This window comes from Variovorax sp. YR750 (genome assembly GCF_900109805.1).
GTDB lineage: Bacteria > Pseudomonadota > Gammaproteobacteria > Burkholderiales > Burkholderiaceae_C > Variovorax > Variovorax gossypii.
The window spans coordinates 200,632-227,070 of the sequence record NZ_FOBJ01000014.1; the positions used below are offsets into that span (position 1 = coordinate 200,632).

24 protein-coding genes and 1 riboswitch are annotated in these 26,439 nt (G+C 67.8%); of the genes, 6 read left to right on the forward strand and 18 right to left on the reverse strand.

All coding sequences use genetic code 11. The features are described from left to right. Positions 1–60: 60 nt before the first annotated feature. Positions 61–166: riboswitch (TPP riboswitch) on the reverse strand. A gap of 40 nt (positions 167–206) precedes the next feature. Together BMY35_RS26675 and BMY35_RS26680 are read right to left on the reverse strand one after the other, a co-directional pair. After that, positions 207–626 carry a YchJ family protein gene (locus tag BMY35_RS26675; protein ID WP_093205936.1) on the reverse strand — a complete coding sequence of 140 codons (420 nt, stop codon included), beginning with the start codon at positions 624–626 and terminating at the stop codon, positions 207–209. Between the two features lie 56 nt (positions 627–682). Beyond that, the gene (locus BMY35_RS26680) at positions 683–2,506 is read right to left on the reverse strand and encodes a hybrid sensor histidine kinase/response regulator (RefSeq protein ID WP_093205938.1); all 1,824 of its coding nucleotides are present in this window, start codon (positions 2,504–2,506) and stop codon (positions 683–685) included. Positions 2,507–2,634: 128 nt separating this feature from the next. Here BMY35_RS26680 and BMY35_RS26685 point away from each other — a divergent pair, with 128 nt between their 5' ends. Further along, positions 2,635–3,393, forward strand: a complete 759-nt coding sequence (locus BMY35_RS26685; RefSeq protein WP_093205940.1) for a helix-turn-helix transcriptional regulator — start codon at positions 2,635–2,637, stop codon at positions 3,391–3,393. 30 nt (positions 3,394–3,423) lie between these two features. Here the strand turns inward: BMY35_RS26685 and iaaH are convergent, their stop codons facing one another. The 10 genes from iaaH to BMY35_RS26730 form a co-directional block, all read right to left on the reverse strand. Further along, positions 3,424–4,944, reverse strand: a complete 1,521-nt coding sequence (gene iaaH / locus BMY35_RS26690) for an indoleacetamide hydrolase (RefSeq protein WP_093205942.1) — start codon at positions 4,942–4,944, stop codon at positions 3,424–3,426. A gap of 98 nt (positions 4,945–5,042) precedes the next feature. Continuing rightward, on the reverse strand, positions 5,043–5,876 hold the full coding sequence (locus tag BMY35_RS26695; RefSeq protein ID WP_093205944.1) for a metallophosphoesterase: 834 nt from the start codon (positions 5,874–5,876) through the stop codon (positions 5,043–5,045). Further along, positions 5,873–7,003 carry an acyl-CoA dehydrogenase family protein gene (locus BMY35_RS26700; protein ID WP_093205946.1) on the reverse strand — a complete coding sequence of 377 codons (1,131 nt, stop codon included), beginning with the start codon at positions 7,001–7,003 and terminating at the stop codon, positions 5,873–5,875. The genes BMY35_RS26695 and BMY35_RS26700 overlap by 4 nt, the downstream gene beginning before the upstream one ends. A 47-nt stretch (positions 7,004–7,050) precedes the next feature. Then, entirely contained in the window at positions 7,051–8,298 is a 1,248-nt protein-coding gene (locus BMY35_RS26705) for a glutamate carboxypeptidase (RefSeq protein ID WP_093205948.1), read from the reverse strand. Between the two features lie 73 nt (positions 8,299–8,371). Next, positions 8,372–9,253 carry a hypothetical protein gene (locus tag BMY35_RS26710; protein WP_093205950.1) on the reverse strand — a complete coding sequence of 294 codons (882 nt, stop codon included), beginning with the start codon at positions 9,251–9,253 and terminating at the stop codon, positions 8,372–8,374. Then, positions 9,254–9,877, reverse strand: a complete 624-nt coding sequence (locus BMY35_RS37870) for a hypothetical protein (RefSeq protein WP_143080734.1) — start codon at positions 9,875–9,877, stop codon at positions 9,254–9,256. It lies immediately after the preceding gene. 163 nt (positions 9,878–10,040) lie between these two features. Then, positions 10,041–11,225 (reverse strand): acetyl-CoA C-acyltransferase, encoded by a 1,185-nt coding sequence (locus BMY35_RS26715; RefSeq protein WP_093205952.1) that lies wholly within the window; start codon positions 11,223–11,225, stop codon positions 10,041–10,043. A 78-nt stretch (positions 11,226–11,303) separates the two neighbouring features. Beyond that, positions 11,304–13,124, reverse strand: a complete 1,821-nt coding sequence (gene aceK / locus BMY35_RS26720; protein WP_093205954.1) for a bifunctional isocitrate dehydrogenase kinase/phosphatase — start codon at positions 13,122–13,124, stop codon at positions 11,304–11,306. Positions 13,125–13,172: 48 nt separating this feature from the next. After that, entirely contained in the window at positions 13,173–13,913 is a 741-nt protein-coding gene (can, locus tag BMY35_RS26725) for a carbonate dehydratase (RefSeq protein ID WP_093205956.1), read from the reverse strand. Between the two features lie 27 nt (positions 13,914–13,940). Next, on the reverse strand, positions 13,941–14,360 hold the full coding sequence (locus BMY35_RS26730) for a MerR family transcriptional regulator (protein ID WP_093205958.1): 420 nt from the start codon (positions 14,358–14,360) through the stop codon (positions 13,941–13,943). 127 nt (positions 14,361–14,487) lie between these two features. On the opposite strand from BMY35_RS26730, the gene BMY35_RS26735 reads away from it, so the two are divergent. The 4 genes from BMY35_RS26735 to BMY35_RS26750 all read left to right on the forward strand — a co-directional run bounded on the left by BMY35_RS26735 (position 14,488) and on the right by BMY35_RS26750 (position 18,652). Continuing rightward, positions 14,488–15,567 (forward strand): MBL fold metallo-hydrolase, encoded by a 1,080-nt coding sequence (locus tag BMY35_RS26735; protein WP_093205960.1) that lies wholly within the window; start codon positions 14,488–14,490, stop codon positions 15,565–15,567. 9 nt (positions 15,568–15,576) lie between these two features. Then, complete coding sequence (locus BMY35_RS26740) at positions 15,577–16,887, forward strand: leucine-rich repeat-containing protein kinase family protein (RefSeq protein ID WP_093205962.1); 1,311 nt, start codon at positions 15,577–15,579, stop codon at positions 16,885–16,887. Beyond that, positions 16,884–17,804, forward strand: coding sequence for a pseudouridine synthase (locus tag BMY35_RS26745; protein WP_093205964.1), 921 nt, complete (start codon positions 16,884–16,886; stop codon positions 17,802–17,804). Before BMY35_RS26740 ends, BMY35_RS26745 begins: the two co-directional genes overlap by 4 nt. A gap of 77 nt (positions 17,805–17,881) precedes the next feature. Further along, positions 17,882–18,652 carry an SDR family oxidoreductase gene (locus BMY35_RS26750; protein WP_093205966.1) on the forward strand — a complete coding sequence of 257 codons (771 nt, stop codon included), beginning with the start codon at positions 17,882–17,884 and terminating at the stop codon, positions 18,650–18,652. Positions 18,653–19,344: 692 nt separating this feature from the next. On the opposite strand, the gene BMY35_RS26760 is transcribed toward BMY35_RS26750, so the two are convergent. From BMY35_RS26760 to glyQ, 6 genes are all read right to left on the reverse strand, one after another. Further along, positions 19,345–20,310, reverse strand: a complete 966-nt coding sequence (locus tag BMY35_RS26760) for a M48 family metallopeptidase (RefSeq protein WP_256229701.1) — start codon at positions 20,308–20,310, stop codon at positions 19,345–19,347. A 24-nt stretch (positions 20,311–20,334) separates the two neighbouring features. Further along, positions 20,335–21,108, reverse strand: coding sequence for a lysophospholipid acyltransferase family protein (locus tag BMY35_RS26765; RefSeq protein WP_093205968.1), 774 nt, complete (start codon positions 21,106–21,108; stop codon positions 20,335–20,337). Then, positions 21,108–21,686, reverse strand: a complete 579-nt coding sequence (gmhB, locus tag BMY35_RS26770) for a D-glycero-beta-D-manno-heptose 1,7-bisphosphate 7-phosphatase (RefSeq protein ID WP_093205970.1) — start codon at positions 21,684–21,686, stop codon at positions 21,108–21,110. Before gmhB ends, BMY35_RS26765 begins: the two co-directional genes overlap by 1 nt. Positions 21,687–21,726: 40 nt before the next feature. Continuing rightward, positions 21,727–23,892: a glycine--tRNA ligase subunit beta gene (glyS, locus tag BMY35_RS26775; RefSeq protein WP_093205972.1), complete on the reverse strand. Its 2,166-nt coding sequence runs from the start codon at positions 23,890–23,892 to the stop codon at positions 21,727–21,729. Between the two features lie 98 nt (positions 23,893–23,990). Next, positions 23,991–24,542 carry a metal-dependent hydrolase gene (locus BMY35_RS26780; RefSeq protein ID WP_093205974.1) on the reverse strand — a complete coding sequence of 184 codons (552 nt, stop codon included), beginning with the start codon at positions 24,540–24,542 and terminating at the stop codon, positions 23,991–23,993. A 15-nt stretch (positions 24,543–24,557) separates the two neighbouring features. Beyond that, positions 24,558–25,466 (reverse strand): glycine--tRNA ligase subunit alpha, encoded by a 909-nt coding sequence (gene glyQ, locus BMY35_RS26785; protein ID WP_093205976.1) that lies wholly within the window; start codon positions 25,464–25,466, stop codon positions 24,558–24,560. Between the two features lie 149 nt (positions 25,467–25,615). Between glyQ and BMY35_RS26790 the strand changes: the two genes are divergently transcribed. Continuing rightward, complete coding sequence (locus BMY35_RS26790; RefSeq protein ID WP_093205978.1) at positions 25,616–26,434, forward strand: phosphatase PAP2 family protein; 819 nt, start codon at positions 25,616–25,618, stop codon at positions 26,432–26,434. Positions 26,435–26,439 lie beyond the last annotated feature (5 nt).

A 26,439-nucleotide genomic window follows, 5' to 3' on the forward strand; every position in this document is an offset into this window, starting at 1 on the left:
TCCGCAATCGCTCGGTGGACTTCGGGATGCCCGTCACGGAAGGGGGGGTGACGGACCGGAGTCAGGGAGTGCAGCTCTTCTTACGCCGGTATGACCCGGATCAAGTTCGCGGGTCGGCAGCTTTGCCATCTCAGCACGCCACATGCGTGCACCCCGGAGCGGGGCCGATTGTGCGAGCCCCGGCCCGGCGCGTCAACCCGGGGTTGTTACTGCAGGTCGCCGTCGACGTAGAACCAGCGCCCGTCCTCGCGCACGAAGCGGCTGCGCTCGTGCAGACGCGTGGCGGCGCCGGAAGGGCCGCGCTGGCGCGCGACGAACTCGACTTCGGCATGGTCCGCGTCGAGCACGGAGCGCGAGCGGACGTCGAGCCCCAGCCACTTGACGCCCGGCTCGAACTCGATGGAAGCCGGACGTTTCGACGCGTGCCAGGTGGCGAGCAGGTACTCGCCTCGCTCCAGCACGAAGGCCGAATAGCGCGAACGCATCAGCGATTCGGCATCCGGCGCGGGCGTGTTCGAGAAATCGTCGAGATAGCGGCCGCAGCACATGGCGTAGGCCACGGGCTTGTCGCGGCGGTCGGTTCGGCCGCAGGGGCAAGGCCCGGTAGGGGGATCGATGGAACTCATGAAGACCGCTATTGGAACACCTTGCGGACCTGCTGCCGACAGGGCAAGCCCCGAGGCTATGAAGACCGGCTCGCGGAGATGGCCTCCTGCAGCGCCTGCGCGTCGGCCGGCTTGTAGATCAGCGCATAGCCCGCGCGCTCGACCTCGGTCCGCGTCGCATGCGCGGTCTCGCCGGTGAGGATGACCACGTTGCGCGCCTTGCCGACGGCCTGCAGGGCCTGCGCCGCCGCCAGGCCCGAGAGGCCGCTGCCCAGCCGCAGGTCGCTCAGCATCAGGTCGAACACGCCGCCGTGCTGCAGCGCCTCGCGCGGATTCGAGGCCAGCGCGACCTCGTGGCCCCAGTCGGTCAGCAGCGAGCGCATGGCTTCGCGCACAGGCTCCTCGTCATCGAGCACGAGGATGCGGATCGGCGCCAGGGCCGCTCCCGCAACGGGTACGGCCGCCGCTTCGCCGTCCTGCTGCGCCGCCGCGCCGGCGGACGCGGCCGCTTCCTCCAGCACCAGCGAGAAGGTGCTGCCGCGCCCCGGCGCGGTACGTACCTGGATGCGCGAGCCCATGGCCTGGGCCATGCTCGCCACCAGCGACAGGCCCAACCCGAGGCCCCGGCTGCGGTCGCGCCCCGGGTTGTCGACCTGGAAGAACTCCTCGAACACATGCGCCTGGTGCCGCGCCTCGATGCCCACGCCGGAGTCGCGCACCTCGATGCGCCATGCGGGCAGGCCATCGGCAGAACGATGCAGCCGGCGCGCGAAGACGAAGACCGTGCCCCCGGGCGTGTACTTGATGGCGTTGTCCACGAGGTTGCCCAAAAGCCGCGCCAGCATGCGCGCGTCGGCGCGCACCACGGACTCGGTCGGGCGGATGCGCAGCGCGAGGCCCTTGGCATCTGCCAGCGCGGCGAAGCGGCCGTTCAGCGCCTCGAAGACGGGATCGAGCTGCACGGCCTCCAGCCGCACCGGGGCCACGCCGCCGTCGAGCTGCGCGATGTCGAGCAGGGCATCGACCGAACCGCGCAGCGCATCGACGCTGTCGCGCATGAAGCGCAGGTTGTCGGCGTTCGGCGCGTCGCGGGTGTTGAGCGCATCGACGAAGATCGCCAGCGCATGCATCGGCTGGCGCAGGTCGTGGTTGGCGGCCGCGAAGATACGCGCGCGCTGCGCCGCGAGCTGGGCCACGTGGTCGAGCTGGCGCGCGAGCGCATCGGCCAGCCGCGCGTTCTCGAAGCCGTGCTCGATGGAGCGCACGATCAGCCGGTTCTGCTTGCGCGCGTAGTAGAGCGCCGCGAACATCTGCGACACCACCAGGCAGCCCATGAGGATGGTCACGCTGCCCGGCTCCACCACCAGCCGCAGCGCCATGCCGAGGAACATCGGCACGCTGAAGCACAGCGCGGCCAGCCACCATTGCGCGAGCGCCGCGATGACGACGCCGGAGACGCCGCTGATGAAGAAATACATCAGCAGGATCAGCGTGAGGTTGTCGTGCGGAAAGAAGAGCCACGGCGCCAGCCCCCAGATCAGCCCCGGCACCAGCATGCGCACTTCGAGCCGGCGGCGCATGCTTACCGCGTTGCCCGCGTCGATGCCGGCGGGATCGAAGCGGCGCAGGTAGCGATGCCGTTGCCACTGCGAGGTGTGCACCAGCAGCCCCCACGCCAGCGCGCCCAGGTTGTGCGTGAGCACGAGAAAGGTGATCCAGAAGATGGCGGCGACGCTGGCCGCCATGAGCGGCGTGTCGTAGGTGTCGTCCAGGTAGGCCCGTGCGAGGCTCTGGTCGACCAGCGGATTGGGGTTTGGCGCCTCGACCCAGTAGTCGCGCAGGCGCCGCAGCAGCGGCGCCGGAAAGGGCGCGCGGGGGGAGCTGGGGGAGGACGGCTGCATGGAGGGACAGGTAACCGGCGCCCGATTTTGCGCGCTTTGCAGGGCGTTCGCGCGGGCCCCGCGGGCATCCACTCTTGGCGCGGCGCTTGCTAAACGTTAGCGTTACAACGCCTTCGAGAAAGCACGCGATGTACCTCACAGCTCCTGAACAGCAGGCCCTGCGCGGCGTTTTCGCGCTGCTGGCCGAAGACGACCGCGACGAACGCGAGATCCGCGAGCGCCTGGGCCGGGCGCTGCTCGACCTGCTGCATGCGGACCAGTTCGCCTCGTTCGTGTGGGACGCCGCAAGCGGCAGCTTCGGCTCGCGCGTGGCGCTGCACATGGACCCTGCCAACCTCGACAGCTACGCGCGGTGGCACCAGCACCACGACCCGATCACCTTCGTGCTGCAGTCGCGCCGCCGCGCCACGCGCGTGACCGAGGTGATGCCGCAGCGCGAGCTTATGCGCACGCCCTTCTTCAACGACTTCCTCGCGCGCGACGGGCTGCACTGGGGCATGAACCTTCATGCCTTCGAGGGCAATCGTGCGCTGGGCGATCTGCGAATCTGGCGCCGCAAGGGGCGCGGCGATTTCGGCGATCACGAGAAGGCGCTGCTGGACCTGATCGAGCCGGCATTCATCGGGGCCCTGCAGCGGGCGCAGCGCGTGGCGGCGACTGCATCGCCCTCGCCGTCCGGCGCGCAGGACGCCGCCTGGGCCTTGCTGAGCGCACGCGAGCAGGAAGTGGCGCGCTGCGTGCGCGAAGGGCTCACCGACAAGGAGATCGCGCGGCGCATGGCGGTGAGCGTGCCCACGGTGCGCACCTACCTGCGTCGCATCTTCGACAAGCTGGGCATCGAGCGCCGCTCGGCGCTGGCGGGCCGGACCATGCCGACCGCGCGCTGACGACGGCGCCCGCCTATCGGCCGGCCGTCATCACTTCGGCGCCGGCAGGCGGCCCAGCACCTGCTCCACCGCGAGCCCCAGGGCCAGCAGCCTGCGGTCGCTGCCGGTCGGTCCGTCGAGCTCCAGCCCCACCGGCAGGCCCGTCGTCGCGCCGAGGCCCGAGGGCAGCTGCACGCCCGGAATGCCGGCGTTGCTGCCGGGGTCGGTGTTCTGGATCAGCGCGCCGAAGTTCTCGGGACTGCTGGCCTCGGGCGCGGCTGCCAGCGCCACGCGCGGCACAGTCGGGAACACCAGCGCGTCGAGCCTGTTCTTCGTGAAGGTGTCGCGGTAGAGCTTCTGCAGCGCGGGGCGCGCGACGCGCATCGCGTTGTCGTAGACCGGCTTCGCATCGACCACGCCGTTCGGCGCCGGCAGCTTGCGCGGGATGACGAAGGCCTCGAAGGTGCCCTTGACGTCGGGGCTGGCGATGCCGGCCGTGAGCTGCGCGATGTCGATGCCGGTGCGGTACTTCGCGAGATAGGCCACCATGTCGTCGTTCGCCTCGTAGAGCGCCAGCGGAAAGCCGACCGCCCCGTTGAGCTCCATCAGCTTCGGCATCTCCACATCCACCAGCGTGACGCCGGCCGCGCGCAGCTTGGCGAGCGCGGCGTCGGTGGCGGCGCGCGTGTCGGCATCGAGGTTGGCGAGAAAGGCCGGCACCACGCCGAGGCGCACGCGCTTCAGGTCGGCAGGCCTGGAGGGCTTGCCGCCGGCGATGACGCTGTCGAGCAGCGCGACGTCGGCCATCGACTGGGCCATCGGCCCGGCGGTGTCGCGCGTGTGCGAGATCGGCGCGATGCCCTGCTGCGGGTAGCGCCCCACCGTCGGACGCAGCGACGCGCAGCCGTTGAACGCGCAGGGAATGCGCACCGAGCCGCCCGTGTCGGTGCCCAGCGCGGCCGGCACCATGCGCGCGCCTAGCGCCGTGCCGTTGCCCGAGGACGAGCCGCCGGCGATGCGGGTCGCGTCGTAGGCATTGCGCACGCCCACGTCGGGCCCGCTGTGGAAGCCGGGGTTGTAGCCGGTGACGCCGAAGGCCAGCTCGTGCATGTTCGTCTTGCCGAGGATGACGGCGCCGGCGGCGCGCAGCTTCGCCACCACCGGCGCGTCGGCCGCGGGCACGAAGCCCTTGAGCGCGGGCGAGCCAGCCGTCGCGGGCAGGCCCTGCACCTGGATGTTGTCCTTGATGGCCACCGGCAGCCCCGCCAGCGGCTTGCATGCGCCGCCGCGCTTGCGCAGTGCGTCGGCCGCGCGCGCCTGCTTCAGCGCGCCGGCCTCGTCGAGGGTGATGAATGCGTTGAGGTTCGCCTTCGCCTTGGCCTGCGCGATGTAGGCCTCAGTCAGCTGCTCGCTGGTGACCGTGCCCGCGCACAGCTGCCGCATGGCCTCCGTCGCTGTCAGCGTTGCGATGTCGGGTGCCGCCGGCTGGGCCCGGGCGGAAAAGGCGAGCGCGACGGCGAACGGCAGGATCGCCAGCCGCGCGGCAAGGGGAATGGGTTTCTGAACGGTCATGGCAAGGGCCTCCGGGAAAGAGGCGGCCATGGTGCGCCGGCGCGCGGCGCCTGTCTGTCATCCAAACCGATGACAGGCAGGAACGGGTCGCCGCCGCCCTACCTGAACATCACCCACTCGGGCCGCATGTTGAAGCGCACCGGCAGGATGCTCACGCCGAGCCCGCTGGTCACGTACATGCGCCGGCCCTTGTGGGCGATCCAGCCGTAGGCCCACTCGCGCGGGGCCGCTCCCGGCACGATCAGCGCCCCGAGCCCCGGCAGGCTGACCTGTCCGCCATGCGTGTGCGAAGCCACCACCAGCCCCCGCGTGCGCGGCATGGTCGCGAAGCTGAAGGGGTCGTGCATCATGACCAGCGTCGCCGCGCCGGGCGGCACGCCGGCCAGCGCCCGCATGGGCTCCGAATGGCCGGTCGAGTGGTCACCGATGCCAACCACCCAGACGTCGTGGCCGGGCAGCCGCACCGAGGCGTTCTCCAGCACGCGGATGCCATGCGCGGCCAGTGCCTGGGCGGTGCGCGGCCCGTCATGCCACCAGTCGTGATTGCCGAGCACCGCGTACACACCCTGCGGCGCCGCGAGCCGGCCCAGCACGGCGGCCATCTCCTCGATGGAGAGCGCCTCGTCGTCGCCCGAGCCGGCGAGGAAGTCGCCGGGCAGCAGCACCACGTCGGGCTGCGCGGCATTGATCTCGTCGACGAGGCGCGCGGCCCGCTCCACGCTCGTGATGCGCCACGCGGAACGCGTGGTGAGGTGCCAGTCGCCCGCCACCGCCACCTTGAGGCCTGCCGGCGCGGTCCACTCCGTCGAGCTCAAGGGCTCGACACGCGCCGCCACCCAGCGCGGCTCGATGACGAAGCCCCAGATTGCCGGCGCCGCCAGCAGGAGCGCCGCGGCGATGCGGCTCCAGCGGCGACCGCGGCGTTCTTTCACGCCAGCGCGCGTTGGATCAGCAGCTTCTGGATGTCCGAAGTGCCTTCGTAGATCTGGCACACGCGCACGTCGCGGTAGATGCGCTCGAGCGGGAAGTCGTTGACGTAGCCGTAGCCGCCCAGCGTCTGGATGGCCGCGCTGCACACGCGCTCGGCCATCTCGCTGGCGAACAGCTTGGCCATGGCGGCCTCCTTCAGGCAGGGCAGGCCGGCATCGCGCAGGCTGGCCGCATGCCAGATGAGCTGGCGCGCAGCCTCGAGCTGCGTCGCGCATTCGGCAAGGCGGAAGCCCACGGCCTGCTGGTCGAAGATCGAGCCGCCGAAGGCCTGGCGCTCCTTGGCATAGGCCAGCGCCACGTCGAAGGCGCTGCGCGCCATGCCCACGCTCTGCGCGGCGATGCCGATGCGCCCGCCTTCCAGCGCGCCGAGCGCGATCTTGTAGCCCTCGCCCTCAGCACCGATCAGGTTCTCGCGCGGGATGCGGCAGCCGTCGAAGTTGATCTGCGCGGTGTCGCTGCTGTGCTGGCCCAGCTTGTCTTCCAGGCGCGCCACGGCGTAGCCGGGCGTGTCGGTGGGCACGATGAACGCGCTCATGCCGCGCTTGCCTGCGCCCTTGTCGGTCACGGCGATCACGATGGCCACCTGTCCGTTCTTGCCGCTGGTGATGAACTGCTTCACGCCGTCGATCACGTAGCCGTCGCCGTCCTTGCGCGCCGTGGTGCGCAGGCTCGATGCATCGCTGCCGGCCTGCGGCTCGGTGAGGCAGAAGGCGCCGAGCATCTGCCCCTGCGCCAGCGGCTCCAGCCATTGCTTCTTCTGCTGCGCGTTGCCGTAGCGCATGAGGATGGCGTTGACCGGGCAGTTGGTCACGCTGATGGCGGTGCTGGTGCCGCCGTCGCCGGCCGCGATTTCCTCCAGCACCAGCGCGAGCGTGAGGTAGTCGAGGCCGGCGCCGCCATGCTCCTCGGGCACGCAGATGCCGTAGGCGCCCAGCGCCGCGAGGCCCTGGTGGGCTTCCTTCGGAAAGCTGTGCTCGCGGTCCCACTTCGGCGCGTTGGGCCAGAGTTCGGCTTGCGAGAAATCGCGTACCGCGTCGCGGATGGCTTCCTGGTCGGCGCTGAGCAGCATGGCGTTGTCTCCTGTCTTTCTTTCTCGTTCGTGCTTCTTGCTTCTGCTTACTTGCCGGCGCCCAGGTCCATGATCAGGCGGGCGGCCATGTACAGGCGACGCGGAATGGAGCTGATGTCCACGTACTCGGCCTTGTCGCTGTGATAGCCGAAGCCCGGCAGGCCCAGGCTCTCGATCACGGGCTTGCCCGAGAGAGCTGCATAGGCCGCGTCGGTGCCGCCGCCGGTGCGTTCTTCCACGCCCAGCGTGCCGCCGGCTTCCTTGTAGTAGGCCACGGCCTTGTCAACCAGCTTCTTGCCGCCTTCGCCGGCATTGAAGGCCGGACGGCCGCGCGTGACGATCACCTTCACGTCGGCCTCGGGCAGCTTCTTCTGCTGTGCGCGCTCTTCCAGCGTCTTCATGGCGGCGTCGAAGTCCTCGTTGCGCGCGTAGCGAACGTCGGCGTTCAGCGTGGCGCTCGCGGGGATGATGTTCGAGACGTTGCCGGCCTTGGCGATGGTCCAGTTGAAGCGCAGGTTCTTCGACTTGTCGTCGATGTTCATCGTGCGCAGCACCAGGTCGGAGGCCTCGACCAGCGCATTCACGCCCAGCTCGGGCGCCGCGCCTGCGTGCGAGGCCTTGCCGGTGATGTTGACCTGCACGTAGGCGATGCCCGAGGTGCCCAGCGAGAGCTTCTCGTCGCCGGCGCTGGTGGGCTCGAAGGAGAGCACGTAGTCGGCCAGCTTGGCTTCTTCCTGGATCAGGTCGCGCGAGCCGAAGGAGCCTTTCTCTTCGTCGGTGTTGAACAGCACGGTGATGGTGCCGTAGTCGCGTACGCCGTAGTCCTTCAGCAGCTTGAGCGTGTGCAGGATGACCGCGTTGCCGCCCTTGTCGTCGGCGATGCCGGGGCCGTAGGCCTTGTCGCCTTCCACGCGGAACGGCGCCTTCGCGAGGATGCCCTTCAGGTAGACCGTGTCCATGTGCGACATCAGCAGCAGGTTCTTGCCGCCGCGGCCCTTGATCTTGCCCACGATGTTGTCGCCCACCACGAGGCCGGCCGACTTGCTGCGCGTGACGGTGAAGCCCAGGTTCTTGAGTTCGCCCTCGAGGTAGTTGCCGGCGGCGGCGATGCCCTCGGCGTCTCCGGTGCCGGTTTCGATGTTGACCAGCTTTTCCAGCGTCTTGATCACGGCCGGCTGCTCGTCGGTGGCGGCCTGGAACAGCACGTTGTCGCGCTTCTGGGCCCAGGCAGCCGGCGCCAGGAAAATCAGGGCGGCCAATGCGGCGACGGTGTGACGGGGAATGGCCGAATACATGAGCGAAGTCTCCTGGTGACAAATAGATAGGCGAAGCTGCCATTCTAGGCACCGCTCTAGGGAGAAAACGCTCTCAGCGAGCCCCGAGTTCGACGCACTGCTGCAGTGAAAAGGCGGTTCCCCCGAGCTGATTCGCAAGGCCCTGCAGCCGCTCCGATCCGAGGCGATGCGCATCGGCACGCAGAAGCTTCAGCATGTGCAGCTGTGCGTCTGTGAGCCGCGACTGCGCATCGATCGAGAGCCAGCAATAAAGTCTCGTGAGATCTATGGGGTCGGTCGACCATCGCTGCTGGAAATACGCGACCAGCCCATCCGTATCGTGCGCGTATCCGGCCCGGCGCGCTGCGAACTCCAGCTCCAGGCCACGCGCCGCATCCTTGGTCATGCCATCGATGCCCAGAAGCAGGCGGCGCCCCAGCTGCAGACGGCACTCCGGATGTCCGCGTTCAGCGCCCCGGAGCAGCCAATGCCTGGCGATGTCGGCATGCCCGGAGGACAGCCGTCCGCGCTTGACCTGGCTCACAAGGCCCGTCATCAGGCACATCGCTGCAGCGTCACCGCCCTTCGCCATTTCCTCCAATCGACTCATTGGCCGTTCGAGCGGATACACGAAGCCTCCATCCGGCTGCAGCACCTGCAGCGCGAGGTGCGCCAGCTCGAAGCCTTCGGCCGCCAGTTGCCTCCAACGCCTCTCGCGCTGAATGAGGCCCTCCTTTGTCGCGTAGCGGCGGCTGGGTCGATTCCATTGGGACAACTCGCTGAAGAGCTCCCGCTCGTGAATGGTCCGCTGCTCGAAGCTCAGCCGGGCGGCGTGTCGCAAGTCGAAAGCGGGCAGGTCCCTGCGAGGGAAATGCTCGCGAGTCGACTCGAACAGCAGCATGGCGCAGGCGGCGAAAAAGAGCACCCCCGCGGATGCCGCCAGCCAAGGCAGCGGTCGACGATTCTGCGCGGCCATTCAACGGCTGGCCGCAACGATTTCCACATCGGCGGGACACGAGCGACCTGGCTCCCGCCATCCGATGACTGTTCTTGTGCGTGCGTCGCGCACAAGCTCATAGCCATGATCGTAGATGCCCGACTCGTCCAGCGTGGCCAGCCGAGGCTGGAGACGACGGCCGATTAGGCGCTGCGCGCGCGCAGAATCGGTGTCGCAAAAACGATGGCCCGAAACCCGCAGCTGGAGCCTGCAGATGGTGCTGCCATCTGACTGGAATTTCGAATAGCTGCCCAAAACAGCCTGCCCCGGCATTTCCGTGAAATTCGAAAAATTGCTGGCAGAGCCTTTATTCAGGTAATTTCCGTCAATTCGAACGGAGAGTCGCCGCTCGATGCTTTGAGGATCGCACAATACGGCGGCGCCTTCCCGACCCAATGCCGTCAGCCTCAAAAGTATTTCATCGGCTTCGGCAAAAACGAGACTGGCAGACGGCTCCCGCAAGGCAAGGAGTGCTAGAAAAATCGCCCCGATTGATACCAATGCTGGCAATTTCAGGGCATCGAGCAATGACCGCGGAAATTGCCCACAAATCGCCGGATGGCCTGCAGCCAATACGAGCCCCATCCCTCTCTTCTCGTTCATTATGAATTCCATTCCACGCGCCTTGTCGCCACGCCTTGGCGATCTTTGGCGCGCGGATGGTATCAGAGAAGCAGAAAATTAAATGCCGATTTACATTATTTTTTCAATGACGTCATTAATGACCAAAAATGACGAAATATATAAATCGTTAACGACAAATAAATTAAATCAGTTCGAGTGCCACGGCCGTACCTTCACCCCCACCGATGCACAGCGTGGCCACGCCGCGCGTCTTGCCGCGCGCCTTCAGCGCGTGGATCAGCGTGACCATGATGCGCGCGCCGCTGGCGCCGATCGGGTGGCCCAGCGCGCAGGCGCCGCCATGCACGTTGACGATGTCGTGCGACACGTCGAGCTCGTGCATCAGCGCCATCGGCACCACGGCGAAGGCTTCGTTCACTTCCCACAGGTCGACGTCGCGCGCCTTCCAGCCGGTCTTGGCGAAGAGCTTCTGCACCGCACCGACCGGTGCGGTGGAGAACCACTCGGGCTGCTGCGCGTGCGTGGCATGGCCGACGATGCGGGCGATGGGCTTCGCGCCGATCTTCTTCGCGTGCGACTCGGTCATCATCACCAGCGCGGCGGCGCCGTCGTTGATCGACGAGCTCGATGCGGCGGTGATGGTGCCGTTCTCCTTCTTGAATGCGGGCTTGAGCGTGGGGATCTTGTCGAGCTTGACCTTGCCCGGGCCTTCGTCGACCGAGATCACGGTGTCGCCGCCGCGGCCCTTGACCGTGACGGGCACGATCTCGTCCTTGAAGAGGCCAGTGTCGGTGGCCTTCTTGGCGCGCTCGACGCTGGCGATGGCGAAGGCGTCCTGCTGCTCGCGGGTGAACTTGTACTTGGCGGCGCAGTCCTCGCCGAAGGTGCCCATCGAGCGGCCGGGCTGGTAGGCGTCTTCCAGGCCGTCGAGCATCATGTGGTCGAAGATGCGGTCGTGGCCCATGCGGTAGCCGCCGCGGCCCTTGAGCATGAGGTAGGGCGCGTTGGTCATGCTCTCCATGCCGCCGGCCACCATCACCTCGTGCGTGCCGGCCAGCAGCAGGTCGTGCGCGAGCATCGCGGCCTTCATTGCCGAGCCGCACATCTTGCTGAGCGTGACCGCACCCGCGCTGTCGGGCAGGCCGCCCTTGTAGGCGGCCTGGCGTGCCGGCGCCTGGCCCTGGCCGGCCATCAGGCAGTTGCCGAAGAGCACCTCGCCCACGCTGTCGGGCGCGATGCCGGAGCGCTCGACGGCGGCCTTGATGGCCGCGCCGCCGAGGTCGTGCGCGGAGAGGGAGGCGAAGTCGCCCTGGAAGCCGCCCATGGGGGTGCGTGCGGCGCCGACGATGACGATGGATTCGGACATGGAGGTCTCCTTCAGTTCAGTAATGCGAAAGCGGAATCACGAAAGCGAGATCACGAAAGCGGAATAGGGAACGATCGGTCAGAAGTGCGTCGCGTGCCCCTCGTGCTGGAAGCGCTGCGACTCTTCGTAAGGGAACACATCCAGCATCTGGCCGGCCTGGATGCGCTCCTTGTGGTGCTGCCAGAAGGCGGCGTCGAGCAGGTCGGCGTGGTGCGCCATGAAGGCCTCGCGCACGTCCTTGTTGCCGAGCAGGAAGGGTTCGAAGGTCTCGGGAAACACGTCCTTCGGGCCCACCGAGTACCAGACCTCACCGCTCATCTCGTCTTCCTCGTTGCGCGGCGCGGGCACCTTGCGGAACTTGCAGTCAGTGACGTATTCGATCTCGTCGTAGTCGTAGAACACGACCTTGCCGCCGCGCGTGACGCCGAAGTTCTTCCACAGCATGTCGCCGGGGAAGATGTTGGCGGCCACCATGTCCTTGATGGCATTGCCGTACTCGATGACCGCGCGCTCCAACTGCTCCTTCGCGCGCTTGGCGTGCGCCGGGCTCTCGGGGTTGGCCAGTGCGTCGAAGGCTTCCTGCAGGTAGATGTTGAGCGGGATCATGCGCCGCTCGATGTAGACGTGCTTGACCACGACTTCCATTTCCCCGTTGCCGTCGCGGTCGCCGATCTCGAGCTGGCTGGGCGCGAACTTGCGGATCTCCTCGATCAGCTCGGGCTCGAAGCGGTCGAGCGGGAAGCCCACGTCGCTGTACTCCAGCGTATCGGCCATGCGGCCCACGCGGTCGTGCTGCTTCACGAGCATGTACTTGCCCTTGATCTGCTCGCGCGTGGTGTCCTTCTGCGGCGGATAGAAGTCCTTGATGACCTTGAACACGAACGGGAACGACGGCAGGTCGAACACCAGCATGACCATGCCCTTGATGCCGGGCGCGATGCGGAAGCGGTCGCTCGAGTAGTTCAGGTGCGAGAGGAAGTCGCGGTAGAAGAGCGTCTTGCCCTGCTTGGCCAGGCCCAGCGCGTTGTAGATCTCGGCGCGCGGCTTGCGCGGCATGAGCGAGCGCAGGAACTGCACCCAGGCCGAGGGCACTTCCATGTCGACCATGAAGTACGCGCGCGCGAAGCTGAAGAGCATCTGCAGGTCGTCTTCGCCGAAGAGCGCCGCGTCGATGTAGAACCGGCCGTGGCTGTCGTGCAGTATGGGCAGCGAGAACGGCAGCTCGGTGAAGCCGTTCATGATCTTGCCGACCACGTACGCGCCCTTGTTGCGGAAGAACAGGCCCGACAGCACCTGCAGCTGGAAGTTGGCGCGCAGCTTGACCTGGTGGAAGCGGTTCAGGATGACGTGAGCCACGCGCTCCGCGTCGCGGCGCTTGTTGGCGAAGCTGCCGAGCAGGGCGAAGTCGTCGAGCATCTGCTCGATGGTGTCGGCCAGCGTGTCGGGCGCGGGGTAGTAGGGGCGGTAGGTGGGTGCGCCGCGCGGCTCGATGTACTCGGTGCTGATGGCCGGGCGCACGAAGATGAAGTCGTTCTGGAAGTACGCGCGGTGCAGGATCTTCGTGGTGACCGAGTTGAAGAAGCTCTCGGCCAGCTCGGGCTGGTGGTGGTCCACCAGCAGGCCGATGTAGTGCAGCTTGATCTGGTGCCACACGTCCATGGGCTGCTCGCCGGCCTTGAACTCCTTCTCGAGCCGGGCCACGGCCTCGCTCACGCGCAGGTCGTAGAACTCGATGCGCTCGCGCTGCGCGCGCTGCTGGCCGTGCCAGTCGGCGGTTTCGAAGCGGTGCTTGGCGCGCGCCGACTCGGCCCTGAACAACCGGTAGTGCCGGTTGAAGCCGTCCATCATCGCCTTCGCGATGTCGTAGGCCAGCGGCGAATCGAGGCGCTGCGGGAACATGACGGGGCGAAGGCGCGGCTGGACGGGAAGGCGGCGGGCCGCTCGGTGTCAGGCCTGGTCGGTGCCTTCGGCCTTGGGCTGCGTGCCCTGCGCCCCGACCGACCGCACCACCTCGCCCGGCTTGCTCCACTTGTGGCGGATGCGCTGCACCGTGGCCTTGTAGGCGGCGTCGAGCGGCTGGGTGCCGTCCACGCTCAGGCCCAGGTCCTGCAGCAGGCCGTCGTGCACGCCGAAGGTCCAGCCGTGGATCTTGACCTTCTGGCCGCGCGCCCAGGCATCGACCATCACGGTGCTGACGGCCACGTTCACCACCTGCTCTGCGACGTTGAGCTCGCACAGTGCGTCGACGCGCGCGTCCTCGTCGGGCAGGCTCTCGAGCATCACGTGGTGGCGGTCGCGCACGTCCTGGATGTGGCGGATCCAGTTGTCGGCCAGGCCGATGCGCTTGCCGCTGAGCGCGGCCTTCACGCCCGCGCAGCCGTAGTGGCCCACCACCATGATGTGCTCGACCTTCAGGTGCTCGACCGCGAACTGGATCGCCGAGAGCGCGTTGAGGTCGGAGTGCACCACGATGTTGGCGACGTTGCGGTGCACGAACACTTCGCCCGGCTCCAGGCCGGTGATCTGGTTGGCGGGCACTCGGCTGTCGGAACAGCCGATCCACATGTAGCGCGGCGTCTGCTGCTTCACCAGGCTGGTGAAGAAGCCGGGCCGGTCGCGCTCCATCTGGGCGGACCAGGCGCGGTTGTGGGCGAAGAGGTCGTCGAGGGTATCGGATTTGTCGGACATAGTCGGCTATTGTCGATGAGTCGTGTATCAGGCCTTGGCTTCGGCCGGTCTGGGGGCCTTGCCGGCCTTCTGCGCCTTGGCGAGCGTCGCCCGCCCCTTCTTCTCGTGCTCCTTCACTTCCGCGAGGTTGGCCTGCAATTCGGCCAGCTGCGCCTCGAGCTGGGCCCTGTGGGTACCCAGCACGCCGAGAAACTTCTCCAGCTGCGCGACGGTGTCGCGCGGGCTGTCGTACATGTCGAGGATATCTTTTGCCTCCGTCAGGCTCAGGCCGAGGCGCTTGGCGCGCAGCGTGAGCGTGAGCCGGGCGCGGTCGCGCGTGCTGTAGATGCGCTGCAGGCCGGCGCGCTCGGGGGCCAGCAGGCCCATGTCCTCGTAGAAGCGGATGGCCCGCGTCGTGAGGTCGAACTCCTTCGCGAGCTGGCTGATGGTGAAGGTCTGCGCGGGCATGACGACGATGGCGGCTGGCGGGAAAAGGGCCTTGGCTGGGGGCGTTACGGGCGCGACAGCAGGTTTGCGCCGCGATCCCTACAATGGTGCCCTTGACTCATGACGTTTACGTAAACGTCAATCTTACATGAACCTCCTCGAACGCGAACTCCACTACCCCCTCGGCGACACGCTCCCCGAGCCCGGCCAGACTCTGGAAGTGGCACCCGGCGTGCGCTGGATCCGCATGCGACTGCCCTTCGCGCTCGACCACATCAACCTCTGGCTGCTGCGCGACAGCATCGACGGCGTCGAGGGCTGGACGGTGGTCGACTGCTGCATCGCCCGCGACGAGGCACGCGCCCAGTGGGAACAGGTGTTCGAGACGCAGCTGCAGGGCATGCCGATCCTGCGCGTCATCGTCACGCACATGCACCCCGACCACATCGGCCTGGCCGACTGGCTGTGCAAGCGCTGGAACGCCCCCCTGTGGATCAGCTCGACCGACTACCACGTGGCCCGCGTGCTCAGCACCGCCGGCGACACCCTGGCGGGCGGCGAGCAGGCCGCTCGCTTCTTCGCCTCTCACGGCCTGACCGATCCCGAGTCCGTCGCGAAGATCCGTGCGCGCACCAACTACTACGCGAACATGGTGCCCTCGGTGCCCGACAGCTTCGTGCGCATGCTCGACGGCGACATAGTGAACATCGGCGGCCACGCCTGGCGCTGCATCAGCGGCTATGGCCATGCGCCCGAGCACATCTCGCTGTACTGCGACGAGCTCAAGCTGCTGCTGGGCGGCGACATGATGCTGCCGCGCATCTCCACCAACGTGAGCGTTCACGCGGGCGAGCCCGAGGCGAACTCGCTGCGCCTCTTCCTCGACAGCATCGAGAGGTTCAAGTCGCTGCCGGCCGACACGCTGGGCCTGCCCTCGCACGGCAAGCCCTTCCGGGGCATCCATCGCCGCGTCGAGCAGCTGCAGGAGCACCACCGCGACCGGCTCGCCGAACTGCTCGAGGCCTGCACCGCGCGCGCACTGACGGCCGCCGAGGGCCTGCCGATCCTGTTCAAGCGCGAACTCGACCTGCACCAGATGACCTTCGCGATGGGCGAAACCGTGGCGCACCTTCACCTGCTGTGGTTCGCGGGCCAGGTGCGGCGCGAGCTGGGCAAGGACGGCATCTATCGCTTCGGCCCCAAGGCCACGACAGCCGCGACGGCTTAGACTCGGCGGATGGACACGCTGGCTCAGCTGCGCGCGGGCCGGCTGGCAGGCGCAACACGCATCGACCTCTCGTGCGGACTCACCGAGTTCCCGCGCGAGGTCTTCGACCTTGCCGATTCGCTCGAGGTGCTGAACCTGTCGGGCAATGCGCTCGACGCCCTGCCCGACGACCTGCATCGCCTGCGCAGGCTGCGCGTGCTCTTCTGCTCGGACAACCGCTTCACCACGCTGCCCGAATCGATAGGCCGCTGCCATGGCCTCGACATCGTCGGCTTCAAGGCCAACCGCATCAGCAGCGTTCCGGCCGCGGCGCTGCCGCCCTCGCTGCGCTGGCTGATCCTCACCGACAACGAAATCGAGGAACTGCCCGACTCGCTTGGCGCATGCACGCGGATGCAGAAGCTGATGCTGGCAGGCAACCGCCTGCGTGCGCTGCCCGCGTCGATGGCCGCGCTCAGGCAGCTGGAGCTGCTGCGCATCTCCGCCAATCGCTTCGAGGCCCTGCCCGAATGGCTGCCCTCGCTGCCGCGCCTGTCGTGGCTCGCCTGCGCGGGCAATCCCTTCGACACGCAAGCCGAGGATGCGGCCATCGTCGCCCAGTCGGTACCGCATGTCGACTGGAGCGAACTGACACTGGGCGAGAAGCTCGGCGAAGGCGCCTCGGGCGTGATCCACGGGGCCACGCTCGGCGCTGCCGCTCAGCCCGTGGCGGTCAAGCTCTTCAAGGGCGCGGTGACAAGCGACGGCTGGCCGCACAGCGAAATGGCGGCCAGCATCGCGGCCGGCGCACACCCCACGCTGATCGCCGCGCAGAGCCGCATCGACGGCCACCCCGAAGGCACTGAAGGCCTGGTGATGGCGCTGGTCGATCCCGCGTTCGCCACGCTCGCAGGGCCGCCGAGCCTCGCATCGTGCACGCGCGACGTCTATGCCGACGAGGCGCGCTGGACATCGGGCGCGGCACTGCGCATCGCCCGCGACATCGCATCGGCCATGCGACACCTTCACGCGCACGGGATTCTTCACGGCGACCTCTACGCACACAACATCCTCTGGCACGCCCAGGGCGGCGGACGGCTGGGCGACTTCGGCGCCGCCTGGCTCACGGGTTCGCTCGACGCGGCACAGGTGCGAGCCTTCCAGGCGCTGGAGGTGCGCGCCTTCGGCTGCCTGCTCGAGGAACTGCTCGAGCGCTGCACCGATGCAGCACCCGCATCGGTGGCCGTGCTGAAAGACCGCTGCCTGCATCCCGCCCCCGCCACGCGCCCGACGTTCGCCGAGGCCCTGTCGCTGCTGCAGCAGGCATCTTCCGCGCCATGACCCGGCGCCGGCCACCCCAGCTGCCGCTGCCCACGCGCGACGGCGTCGGCCCGAGCTGCATCGGCCTGCCGTACGGCCCCTGGCCGACGATCGCCGAGTTCCTGATCGAGCGCTTTCCCGTCATCACGCGCGAAGCCTGGCTGGAGCGCATCGAGGCGGGAGACGTGGTCGATGAGCACGGCGTGCCCGTGACCCTGACGCGCCGCTACCAGTCGCCTCTGCGCGTGTACTACTACCGCACGCTCGACGGCGAGACGGCCATTCCCTTCGAGGAGCAGGTCGTGCTCCAGGACGACGAGCTGCTGGTGGTCGACAAGCCCCCTTTCGTGCCCGTCACGCCCAAGGGCAAGTACCTGAAGGAAAGCCTGCTGGTGCGCCTCAAGCGCAAGCTGAAGCTCGACGACCTCGTGCCGCTGCACCGCATCGACCGCAGCACCTCGGGGCTGGTGCTGTTCTCCGTGCGGCCCGCCACGCGCGGCGCCTACCAGTCGCTGTTTCCCGAGCGGCGCATCACCAAGCACTACGAGGCCGTGGTGCCTTGGCGCGAGGGCGTGTCGTCGGTGCCCGAGGTCTATCGCAGCCGGCTGGTCGACGACGATCACTTCATGCGCGTGCGCGAGGAGCCCGGCGAGCCCAACTCCGAGACCCGCATCGAGGTGCTGCGGGTGCACGAAGGCCAGGCGCTGCTGCGGCTGTCGCCGATCACGGGCCGCAAGCACCAGCTGCGCGTGCACTGCATGGCGCTGGGCATGCCGATCGTGAACGACCCGATCTACCCCGTGCTGCTGCCCGAGGGTGCCGACGACTTCGAAAAACCCATGCAGCTGCTGGCCCGGTCGCTCGACTTCTCCGATCCGCTGACCGGCGCTCCCCGCAGCTTCACCAGCCCCCGCAGCCTGCTGCTGACACCGAGGTGACGCGCGCGCGGCGCGGCGCGCACTAAGCTCGTTTCCTGAATCCGATCACGATCACTCATTCAGGAGACACCCGCACCATGGACACCACCCAACTCTTCTCGCTGAAGGGCCGCACCGCGCTGATCACCGGCGGCTCGCGCGGCATCGGCCGCATGATCGCCGAGGGCTTCCTGGCCCAGGGCGCGCGCGTGTACATCTCTGCGCGCAAGGCCGCGGCCTGCGACGAGACGGCGAAGGAGCTGTCGGCCTTCGGGCACTGCGTGTCGCTGCCGGCGGACGTGTCGACCGTCGAGGGCGCACAGGCGCTGGTCGATGCCTATGCGAAGCACGAAGGCTCGCTGGACATCCTGGTGAACAACGCAGGCGCGGCCTGGGGTGCGCCTTATGAAGAGTTTCCAGAGAGCGGCTGGGACAAGGTGGTGGACCTGAACCTGAAGACGCCCTTCTTCCTGACCAAGGCGCTGACGCCGATGCTGAAGAAGGCCGCGACGGATCACCTGGCGAAGGTGATCAACATCGCTTCGATCGACGGGATCTCGATCAATCCGCAGGAGACGTATTCGTATGCGGCGAGCAAGGCCGGGCTGATCCAGCTCACGCGCCGCATGGCGTTGCGGCTGGCGCAGGATCGCATCGTGGTGAGTGCGATTGCGCCTGGGGCGTTTGCTTCGGACATGAACAAGGTGGCCCGGGATCATGGGGATGAGATCAAGGGGAGGATTCCGGCTGGGCGGATCGGGGTGCCGGAGGATATGGCGGGGGCGGCCATCTACCTTGCGTCGCGGGCTGGGGACTATGTGATGGGGTCTACGTTGGTGGTGGATGGGGGGGTTACGCATGCTCGGTGAGCTGCTGCAGTTCACTGTGCTGATGTTTGCCTGGGGGGTTGCTTTTCGGGGCCGGGTCTCGGCCCGGCGGCCGACCTACTTTTCTTTGCTTCGCCAAAGAAAAGTAGGCAAAAGAAAGGCGACCCTACTGTCTGCGTCCCTTCGCTTCGCTGCGGGCAACCTGCGGTGCTCGACGTAGGAGGGGGTCCGCAGAACTCGCTTCGCTCAGACAGCTGCGGCCCTTGTCCCTCCTACGTCTGCGCTCCTCGGCGCAGCCAGAAGGGAGTTGGAGGCCAAACAGGCCATCGCTGCGCTCGGCCTTCTGAACAGCCTGGACTGGCCTTCGCTTCGCTTGGCCACATATTTGGTTCCAGCGCCCCCAACAAGACCAACGACTCATTCCAAGCACAGCAGGCGCGAAGCGCCTGCTGTGCCTTGGTGGCCGAGCAACGCGATGGCCCGCACATCTCCCCTCCCCTCTGGCTGCGCCGAGGAGCGCAGCGTTTCGCGGATCAGGGATCGCAGCTGTTTGAGCGAAGCGAGTTCTGCGAGACCCCGCGAAACGCGAGCACCGCAGGTTGCCCGCAGCGAAGCGGAGGGACGCAGACAGCGGGGTCGCCTTTTCTTTGCCTACTTTCTTTTGGCGAAGCAAAAGAAAGTAGGTCGCCCGCCGGGGCGAGTCCCGGCCCCGGGAAACAACCACCTAAGAGCAATCAGTTCCAACGAGGAACAGCCTCATCCTTAAGCTGCTGCCTCAACACCCCATAGTCCGGCAAAACACTCTCCACAGTCTCCCAGAACCGATGCGAGTGATCCATGACCCTCAAATGGGCAAGCTCATGCGCAACGACATAGTCAATCACCTCCAACCGAAAGTGAATCAACCGCCAGTTGAGCCGAATCGACCCATCCGCACTCGCACTCCCCCACCGCGTGGCGGCATTGGAAAGCGACAGCTTCTCCCACCGCACTCCAAGCAGCGGCGCGAAGTGATCCAGCCGCTCGATGAACAGCTTGCGCGCCTGCCGCATGAGCCAGGCCTGCGCGGCATCGCGGATCTGCGAAGGCTCGGCGTTCTGCGACACGGCCAGCCTCAGGACCCGGGGCCCGTCGCCCTCGGCCGGATCGAGCGTGCCCCCAACGCCGGCAAAGCCGTGCTTCGGATCGAGCCGCATCACGATCTGCTCGCCCAGGAAGGGAAACCCCGCGCCGTCCTTCCATTCGATGCGCGTAGCCTCTACGCGTGCATGGCGCTGCTGCGTCTCCGTCAGCTTGCGCAGGATCCAGTCGGACTTCTCGCGAATGGCCGCGTCGACGTCGCGCAGCGCCACCCATCGCGGAGCCCGCACCGACAGCCCTTCGGCCCCGACCAGGAAGCCGATCGTCTTGCGCTTGCCGCGCTTGAATTCGTAAGCCACGCGCGCTGAGCCGAGCACCACCTCGCGCGTGGCCTGGGGATGCACGAAGTTCGCGAGCGTCAGCGTGTCGGCCAGCGGCACCGCCGGCGGCGCGTGCGGGTCGGGCGGTTCTTCGACCGGCGCCACGACGGCCGGCGGAGCAACCGGAGGCTCCGGTTTCTTCCTGGTCCGGCGCGGCCGTGCCGGCGCGGGAGCCGGTGGCGCGAATTCGCTGCCCAGCCCCTCGAAGAGGTCCATCGTGAACCGGAGCAGTCCCCCCATGGCGGGCTTTCTCTCTCTTCTTCCTCAGCTCACCGCTTCCTGCTGCGCGGGCTGCGGGGAGCTGTCGACGTAGGCTTCGGGGTCGAGGCGGCGCATTTCGGCCTCGATCCATTCCTCGACCTCGCGCATCAGCTCGTCGGGCTTGCGGCCCACGCTGGGAATGGCCGGGCCGATGGACACGTCGACCACGCCCGGACGCTTGATGAAGGCCTTGCGCGGCCACACCTTGGCCGAGGTCACGGCGATGGGGATCACAGGCACGCCGGTCTCGCAGGCCAGGCGCGTGCCGCCGCTCTTGTAGGTGCCCTTCTGCCCGCGCGGAATGCGCGTGCCCTCGGGGAACATGATGATCCAGATGCCCTGCGCGAGCAGCTTGCGGCCCTGGTTCACGACCTTGTTGAAGGCCTGCGCGCGCTGGCTGCGATCGATGTGGATCATGTCCAGCCGCGCCATCGCCCAGCCGAAGAAGGGGATGTAGATCAGCTCCTTCTTGAACACATAGGCCAGCGGGTGCGGCATCAGCGTGGGCATCAGGAAGGTCTCGAGCGTGGACTGGTGCTTCACCAGCAGGATCGCGCCGGCGAGCTTGTCGGTCGGCAGGTTCTCCATGCCGCTCACGCGGGTCTTGATACCCAGCAGCACGCGCGCGCCGCCGATGGCCCAGCCGAGCCAGCGCACGGCCATCCAGTAGAGCGGCACGCCGCGCTTCCAGAGCGAGCTGACGCACATGATGATGCCCCAGGGCACCACGGTGACGAGCATCCACAGTGCGTGGAGAACGGAACGGAACAACGCCATCAGAGAGCTACCTGCAGTGCGTCCCGCGCTTCGCGCGCGAGCAGAAAATCGACAAAGGCGGCGAGATCGTCGTGGACCATCGTGTTCGCCGGGTATTCGGAAGGAAGCGGATCGACGCCACGGCAGGCCGCGCCCATGCCCGTGAGCAGCAGGTGCGGCTCGCAGCCGGCGGCCGCGCCGGCCTGCAGGTCGCGCAGGCTGTCGCCGCAGGTCGGCACGCCTTCGAGGTCAATGCCGTAGCGGTCGCCGATCTGCAGGAACAAACCCGGCTTGGGCTTGCGGCAGTCGCAGTCCTCATCGGGGCTGTGCGGGCAGTAGAACACCGCGTCGACCTTGCCACCCACGGCCGCGAGCATCTTGTGCATCTTGGCGTGCATGGCGTTGAGCGAGGCCATGTCGAACAGGCCGCGGCCCAGGCCCGACTGGTTGGACGCAATCACCACGTGCCAGCCCGCATGGTTGAGGCGCGCAACCGCCTCCAGCGCACCGGGCAGCGGCGTCCACTCGATGTCGCTCTTCACGAAGTCTTCGCGGTGCACGTTGATCGTGCCGTTGCGGTCGAGGATGACGAGTTTCATGGCGGTGCCGCTCCTGGTAGTGGAGGCGTCGTGGTCGGGGTCAGACGGCCAGCCGTTCGAGCTGCGCCACGCGGTTCATCGCGGCGTGCAGCGACATCAGCAGGCCCAGGCGGTTCAGGCGCAGGTCGGCCTGCTCGGCATTGACCATCACGCCGTCGAAGAAGGCGTCGACCGGCTCGCGCAGCGCGGCCAGCGTCTGCAGCGAGGCGGTGTAGTCGCCAGCCTCGAACTGCGCGTTGGCGGCGGGCACGACCTGCGCCATGGCTGCGTGCAGCGCCTTCTCGGCGGGCTCCTGCAGCAGCAGTTCGCTGACGTGCGCGTCGGCCTCGGGGGCCTTCTTGAGGATGTTGCCGATGCGCTTGTTCGCAGCGGCCAGCGCGGCAGCGGCGGGCAGGGCCGCGAAGGCGCGCACGGCGGCCAGCAGCTTGGGCACTTCGCCCAGGCGCTGCGGGCGCGGAGCCAGCACGGCTTCGACCTCCTGGGCGCTGGCGCCCTGCTCGCGCAGGGAGCCGGCGAGGCGGTCGAGGATGAAGTCCTGCAGTTCGCCGGTGGCGCGGCTGCTCTCGAAACCGGCGATGCCGCTGAACTGCGCGGCGGTGTCTTGCAGCAATGCGTCGAGCCCCAGCGGCAGGTCCTTCTCGATCAGCATGCGGATCACGCCCAGCGCGTGGCGGCGCAGGGCGAACGGGTCACGGTCGCCGGTGGGCAGGTTGCCGATGCCGAACATGCCGACCAGCGTCTCGAGCTTGTCGGCCAGCGCCACCACGAGGCCCACGGTGTTGCGCGGCAGCTCGTCGCCGGCGAAGCGCGGCTTGTAGTGATCCTCGATGGCGTCGGCCACCGAGGCGTCGAGACCGTCGTGCTGCGCGTAGTAGCGGCCCATGATGCCCTGCAGCTCGGGGAACTCGCCGACCATGTCGGTCACGAGGTCGGCCTTGGCCAGCTGGGCGGCCTGCGTGGCGTGCGCGGCGAGCGTCGCGTCGCCGAGCTTCTCCGCAATGCCGCGCGCGATGCGCATCACGCGCTCCACGCGCTCGCCCTGCGTGCCCAGCTTGTTGTGATAGACCACCTTGCCCAGCGACTCGACGCGCGAGGCCAGCGACTTCTTGCGGTCCTGGTCGAAGAAGAACTTGGCGTCGGCCAGGCGCGGGCGCACCACGCGCTCGTTGCCGCCGATGACCGCGCTCGCGTCGTCGGGGCTGATGTTGCTGACGACGAGGAACCTGTTGGTGAGCTTGCCCGACGCGTCGAGCAGCGGAAAGTACTTCTGGTTGGCCTTCATCGTGAGGATGAGGCATTCCTGCGGCACTTCGAGGAACTCGCGCTCGAAGCTGCAGACCAGCACGTTCGGGCGCTCGACCAGGGCGGTGACTTCATCGAGCAGGGCTTCGTCCTCGATGGGCACCGAGCCGCCGCCGACCTTCACCGCGGCCGCCGCGAGCTGGCGCGCGATCTCGGCGCGGCGTGCCTCGAAGCTCGCGATGACCGCGCCTTCTTCCTGCAGCTGCAGCGCGTAGCTGTTGGCATCGCGCAGCACGACCGGGTCGACCGCCGCCTCGAAGCGGTGGCCGTGCGTTTCGCGGCCGGCCTTCAGGCCCAGCGCCTCGACCGGCACCACGGCGTCGCCGTACAGCGCCACGAGGCCGTGCGCGGGGCGCACGAAGCTCACGCTGCTCCAGCCCGGCAGCTCGCAGCCGCTTTCGAGCTGGTAGCTCATGACCTTGGGAATCGGCAGCTTGGCGATGGCTTCGGCCAGCGCCTTCTGCAGGCCTTCGGCCAGCGTGGCGCCTTTGGCGGTGCTTTCGTAGAACAGCGCTTCGGCCTTGCCGTCCATGGCGCGCTTGAGGCCGGGCACGGCGGAGGCATCGGCGCCGAGCGCGCCCAGGCGCTTGAGCAGCGCGGGCGTGGGCTGGCCCGAGGCATCGAGGCCGACCGACACCGGCATGAGCTTTTGCGACACAGGTTTGTCGGCAGCCTGGCTCAGCACCCCCCTGAGTAGCACCGCAAGACGGCGAGGCGAAGCAAAGTATTGCAATGCGCGGATTGTCGGGTCGTGCGGGACGAAGCCGCGCGCCTTCTGATCAATCAGGTCCTGCGCTACGAGGGACACCTCAATGGCACTGCCAAAGGCGTCACCGAGCTTCTTCAGCGCCTTGGGCGGCAATTCCTCGACAAACAGTTCGACAAGAAGGCTGGCAGACGACATGGCTCAGAGAGTAGGAGGAAATGGGCCGCGAGCGGCACCGGCCACGGGCACGCGACTGGGCAGCGCCGTGGAAGGGAAAGAAAGAGGAAGAACCGGATTCATGCGGCGACGGCGCCGGTGCGCCGCTCCACATTGCGGCGTGCGACGAGCACGGCCACCGAAGCCACCAGCAACGGCGCCCACACGGTGAGCATCTCGTTGAACAGCACCTGCGCGCCGCGCGGCGAGAAGAACTTCTTCAGCGCGATCGGCGACACCTCGATGGGCCGCCACGGGCTGAAGTAGCGCGCGTCGCTGAACGGCCAGAAGAAGGCGATGCCGATGCCGCCGTTGGTCAGCATGTCCAGCAGCGGATGCGACACGGTGCACAGCGAGATCCACGCCCATCCCGCCGCCCGGCGCATGCCCCAGCGGGGAGCGAGCCACCAGCCGGCGAGCCCCAGCAGCAGCGCGAACACCAGCGTGTGCGTGAAGCCGCGGTGCCCCGACATGCCGCCGTAGGCGATGCCGAGCTTGAAGGCCAGGCCGTCGAAGTCGGGCACGATGGAAGCGAGCATGCCCGCCAGCAGCGCCGCGACCGGCACGCGCCGCGTGCCCAGCGCAATGGTTGCGCAGACCGGGACGGCGACGTGGGTGAAGACGGTGGGCATGGGACGACAGCTGCTTCAGGCAGCCTTCTTCGGAGGGATCTGCGCGACCCATTCGCGCGGCGCCATCGGGAAGCCCAGGCGCTCGCGGCTGTCGTAGTAGCTCTGCGCCACGCTGCGCGCGAGGTTGCGGATGCGGCCGATGTAGGCCGCGCGCTCGGTCACGCTGATCGCGCCGCGCGCGTCGAGCAGGTTGAAGCTGTGCGCGGCCTTCAGCACCTGCTCGTAGGCGGGCAGCGCGAGCTGGGCTTCCATGAGGTGCTTGGCCTGCTTCTCGTGCGCATTGAAGGCGGTGAACAGGAACTCGGCGTCGCTGTGCTCGAAGTTGTAGGTCGACTGCTCGACCTCGTTCTGCTTGTAGACGTCGCCGTAGCTCAGGCCGTCGGTCCAGGTCAGGTTGTAGACGTTGTCCACGCCCTGCAGGTACATGGCCAGGCGCTCCAGGCCGTAGGTGATCTCGCCGGTGATGGGCTTGCAGTCGATGCCGCCGACCTGCTGGAAGTAGGTGAACTGCGTCACTTCCATGCCGTTGAGCCAGACCTCCCAGCCCAGGCCCCAGGCGCCGAGCGTGGGGTTCTCCCAGTCGTCTTCCACGAAGCGGATGTCGTTCTTCTTCAGGTCGAAGCCCAGGGCTTCGAGGCTGCCGAGGTAGAGCTCGAGGATGTTCGAGGGCGCCGGCTTCAGCACGACCTGGTACTGGTAATAGTGCTGCAGGCGGTTGGGGTTCTCGCCGTAGCGGCCGTCCTTGGGTCGGCGGCTGGGCTGCACGTAGGCGGCTTTCCAGGGTTCCGGGCCCAGGGCTCGCAGGAAGGTGGCGGTGTGCGAGGTGCCCGCGCCCACTTCCATGTCGTACGGTTGCAGCAGCGCGCAGCCCTTGTCGGCCCAGTACGACTGCAGTTTGAGAATGATTTGTTGGAAGGTCAGCATGGATCTGCGTGAAGGCGGCCGCCCGGCGGGAGAAGAACCCGCGGCGCAACGAGCCGGCTATTTTACGAGGCAGCGGGCAGTCAGGAGCGGGCCGCTATGCTCTCGCCCTTTGCCCACCCGCCCTCGCCCCGAAACCCCCTCTGTCTTCCATGCCCGTTGACCATGCCGCTTTGATCGCCCTGGGAGAACGCGTCGGCGCCCAGGCTTGGCCCGGATTCCTGGTTCTTCTCGCCCTGCTGACCCTGGTCGCCGGCATCGCCGCCTGGAGCTTCGAGCACCTGCGGCGCCGCCGCGCGGCGCAGCCCGAGCCGGGCACCGGGCTGCTGTTCGGCGGGCTGGCCATCGGCGCCGCGGCCGTGCTGGCGCTGGCCTGGGGGTTCGCCGAAGTGGCCGAAGGCCTGGGCGACGGCCGGCCGATGGGCCTGCTGGACGAGACGATCAGCCATTCGGTCGGCGTCCATACCCCGCCGGCCGTGCGCGAGGTGTTCTCTTGGCTCACCCACCTGGCCGACCCGATCACCGTGGTGCTGCTGTGCACAGGCGTGGCGGTGGCGCTGTGGCTGCGCGGGCATCGCGGCTTCGCGGCCGGCTGGGTCGCGGCCACGGTCGGCAATGCGGTGCTGAACCACATGCTCAAGCACATCTTCGAGCGCGCGCGGCCGGTGCACGACTTCGGCTTCGCGCAGGTGTCGGGCTATTCCTTTCCGAGCGGCCACAGCTCGGGTTCGATGGTGCTCTACGGCATGCTGGGCTACCTGGGGCTGCGCATGCTGCCGGCGCGCTGGCGGGTGCCTTCGGTGATGGCCGCGACCGCCGTGATCGTCACCGTGGCCTGCAGCCGCATCTTCGTGCGGGCCCATTTCCCGAGCGACGTGCTCGCGGGGCTGTGCTCGGGCACCGCATGGCTGGCGATCTGCATCGCGAGCATCGAGTACGCCCGGCACCATCGCGGAACGGGCCGCCGATAGGCAGG

Bases quoted from the DNA above. Each gene is read 5' to 3' on its own strand.
- BMY35_RS26735 (WP_093205960.1), top strand. From the start codon at position 14,488: ATGAACCTCCTCGAACGCGAACTCCACTACCCCCTCGGCGACACGCTC.
- BMY35_RS26730 (WP_093205958.1), bottom strand. From the start codon at position 14,360: ATGCCCGCGCAGACCTTCACCATCAGCCAGCTCGCGAAGGAGTTCGAC.
- BMY35_RS26715 (WP_093205952.1), bottom strand. From the start codon at position 11,225: ATGTCCGAATCCATCGTCATCGTCGGCGCCGCACGCACCCCCATGGGC.
- BMY35_RS26760 (WP_256229701.1), bottom strand. From the start codon at position 20,310: ATGGGGGGACTGCTCCGGTTCACGATGGACCTCTTCGAGGGGCTGGGC.
- BMY35_RS26750 (WP_093205966.1), top strand. From the start codon at position 17,882: ATGGACACCACCCAACTCTTCTCGCTGAAGGGCCGCACCGCGCTGATC.
- BMY35_RS26680 (WP_093205938.1), bottom strand. From the start codon at position 2,506: ATGCAGCCGTCCTCCCCCAGCTCCCCCCGCGCGCCCTTTCCGGCGCCG.
- BMY35_RS26745 (WP_093205964.1), top strand. From the start codon at position 16,884: ATGACCCGGCGCCGGCCACCCCAGCTGCCGCTGCCCACGCGCGACGGC.
- BMY35_RS37870 (WP_143080734.1), bottom strand. From the start codon at position 9,877: ATGAACGAGAAGAGAGGGATGGGGCTCGTATTGGCTGCAGGCCATCCG.
- BMY35_RS26790 (WP_093205978.1), top strand. From the start codon at position 25,616: ATGCCCGTTGACCATGCCGCTTTGATCGCCCTGGGAGAACGCGTCGGC.
- can (WP_093205956.1), bottom strand. From the start codon at position 13,913: ATGTCCGACAAATCCGATACCCTCGACGACCTCTTCGCCCACAACCGC.
- BMY35_RS26765 (WP_093205968.1), bottom strand. From the start codon at position 21,108: ATGGCGTTGTTCCGTTCCGTTCTCCACGCACTGTGGATGCTCGTCACC.
- BMY35_RS26700 (WP_093205946.1), bottom strand. From the start codon at position 7,003: ATGCTGCTCAGCGCCGACCAGGAAGCCATCCGCGACGCGGTACGCGAT.
- BMY35_RS26675 (WP_093205936.1), bottom strand. From the start codon at position 626: ATGAGTTCCATCGATCCCCCTACCGGGCCTTGCCCCTGCGGCCGAACC.
- glyS (WP_093205972.1), bottom strand. From the start codon at position 23,892: ATGTCGTCTGCCAGCCTTCTTGTCGAACTGTTTGTCGAGGAATTGCCG.
- BMY35_RS26780 (WP_093205974.1), bottom strand. From the start codon at position 24,542: ATGCCCACCGTCTTCACCCACGTCGCCGTCCCGGTCTGCGCAACCATT.
- iaaH (WP_093205942.1), bottom strand. From the start codon at position 4,944: ATGACCGTTCAGAAACCCATTCCCCTTGCCGCGCGGCTGGCGATCCTG.
- gmhB (WP_093205970.1), bottom strand. From the start codon at position 21,686: ATGAAACTCGTCATCCTCGACCGCAACGGCACGATCAACGTGCACCGC.
- glyQ (WP_093205976.1), bottom strand. From the start codon at position 25,466: ATGCTGACCTTCCAACAAATCATTCTCAAACTGCAGTCGTACTGGGCC.
- aceK (WP_093205954.1), bottom strand. From the start codon at position 13,124: ATGTTCCCGCAGCGCCTCGATTCGCCGCTGGCCTACGACATCGCGAAG.
- BMY35_RS26710 (WP_093205950.1), bottom strand. From the start codon at position 9,253: ATGGCCGCGCAGAATCGTCGACCGCTGCCTTGGCTGGCGGCATCCGCG.
- BMY35_RS26740 (WP_093205962.1), top strand. From the start codon at position 15,577: ATGGACACGCTGGCTCAGCTGCGCGCGGGCCGGCTGGCAGGCGCAACA.
- BMY35_RS26685 (WP_093205940.1), top strand. From the start codon at position 2,635: ATGTACCTCACAGCTCCTGAACAGCAGGCCCTGCGCGGCGTTTTCGCG.
- BMY35_RS26705 (WP_093205948.1), bottom strand. From the start codon at position 8,298: ATGTATTCGGCCATTCCCCGTCACACCGTCGCCGCATTGGCCGCCCTG.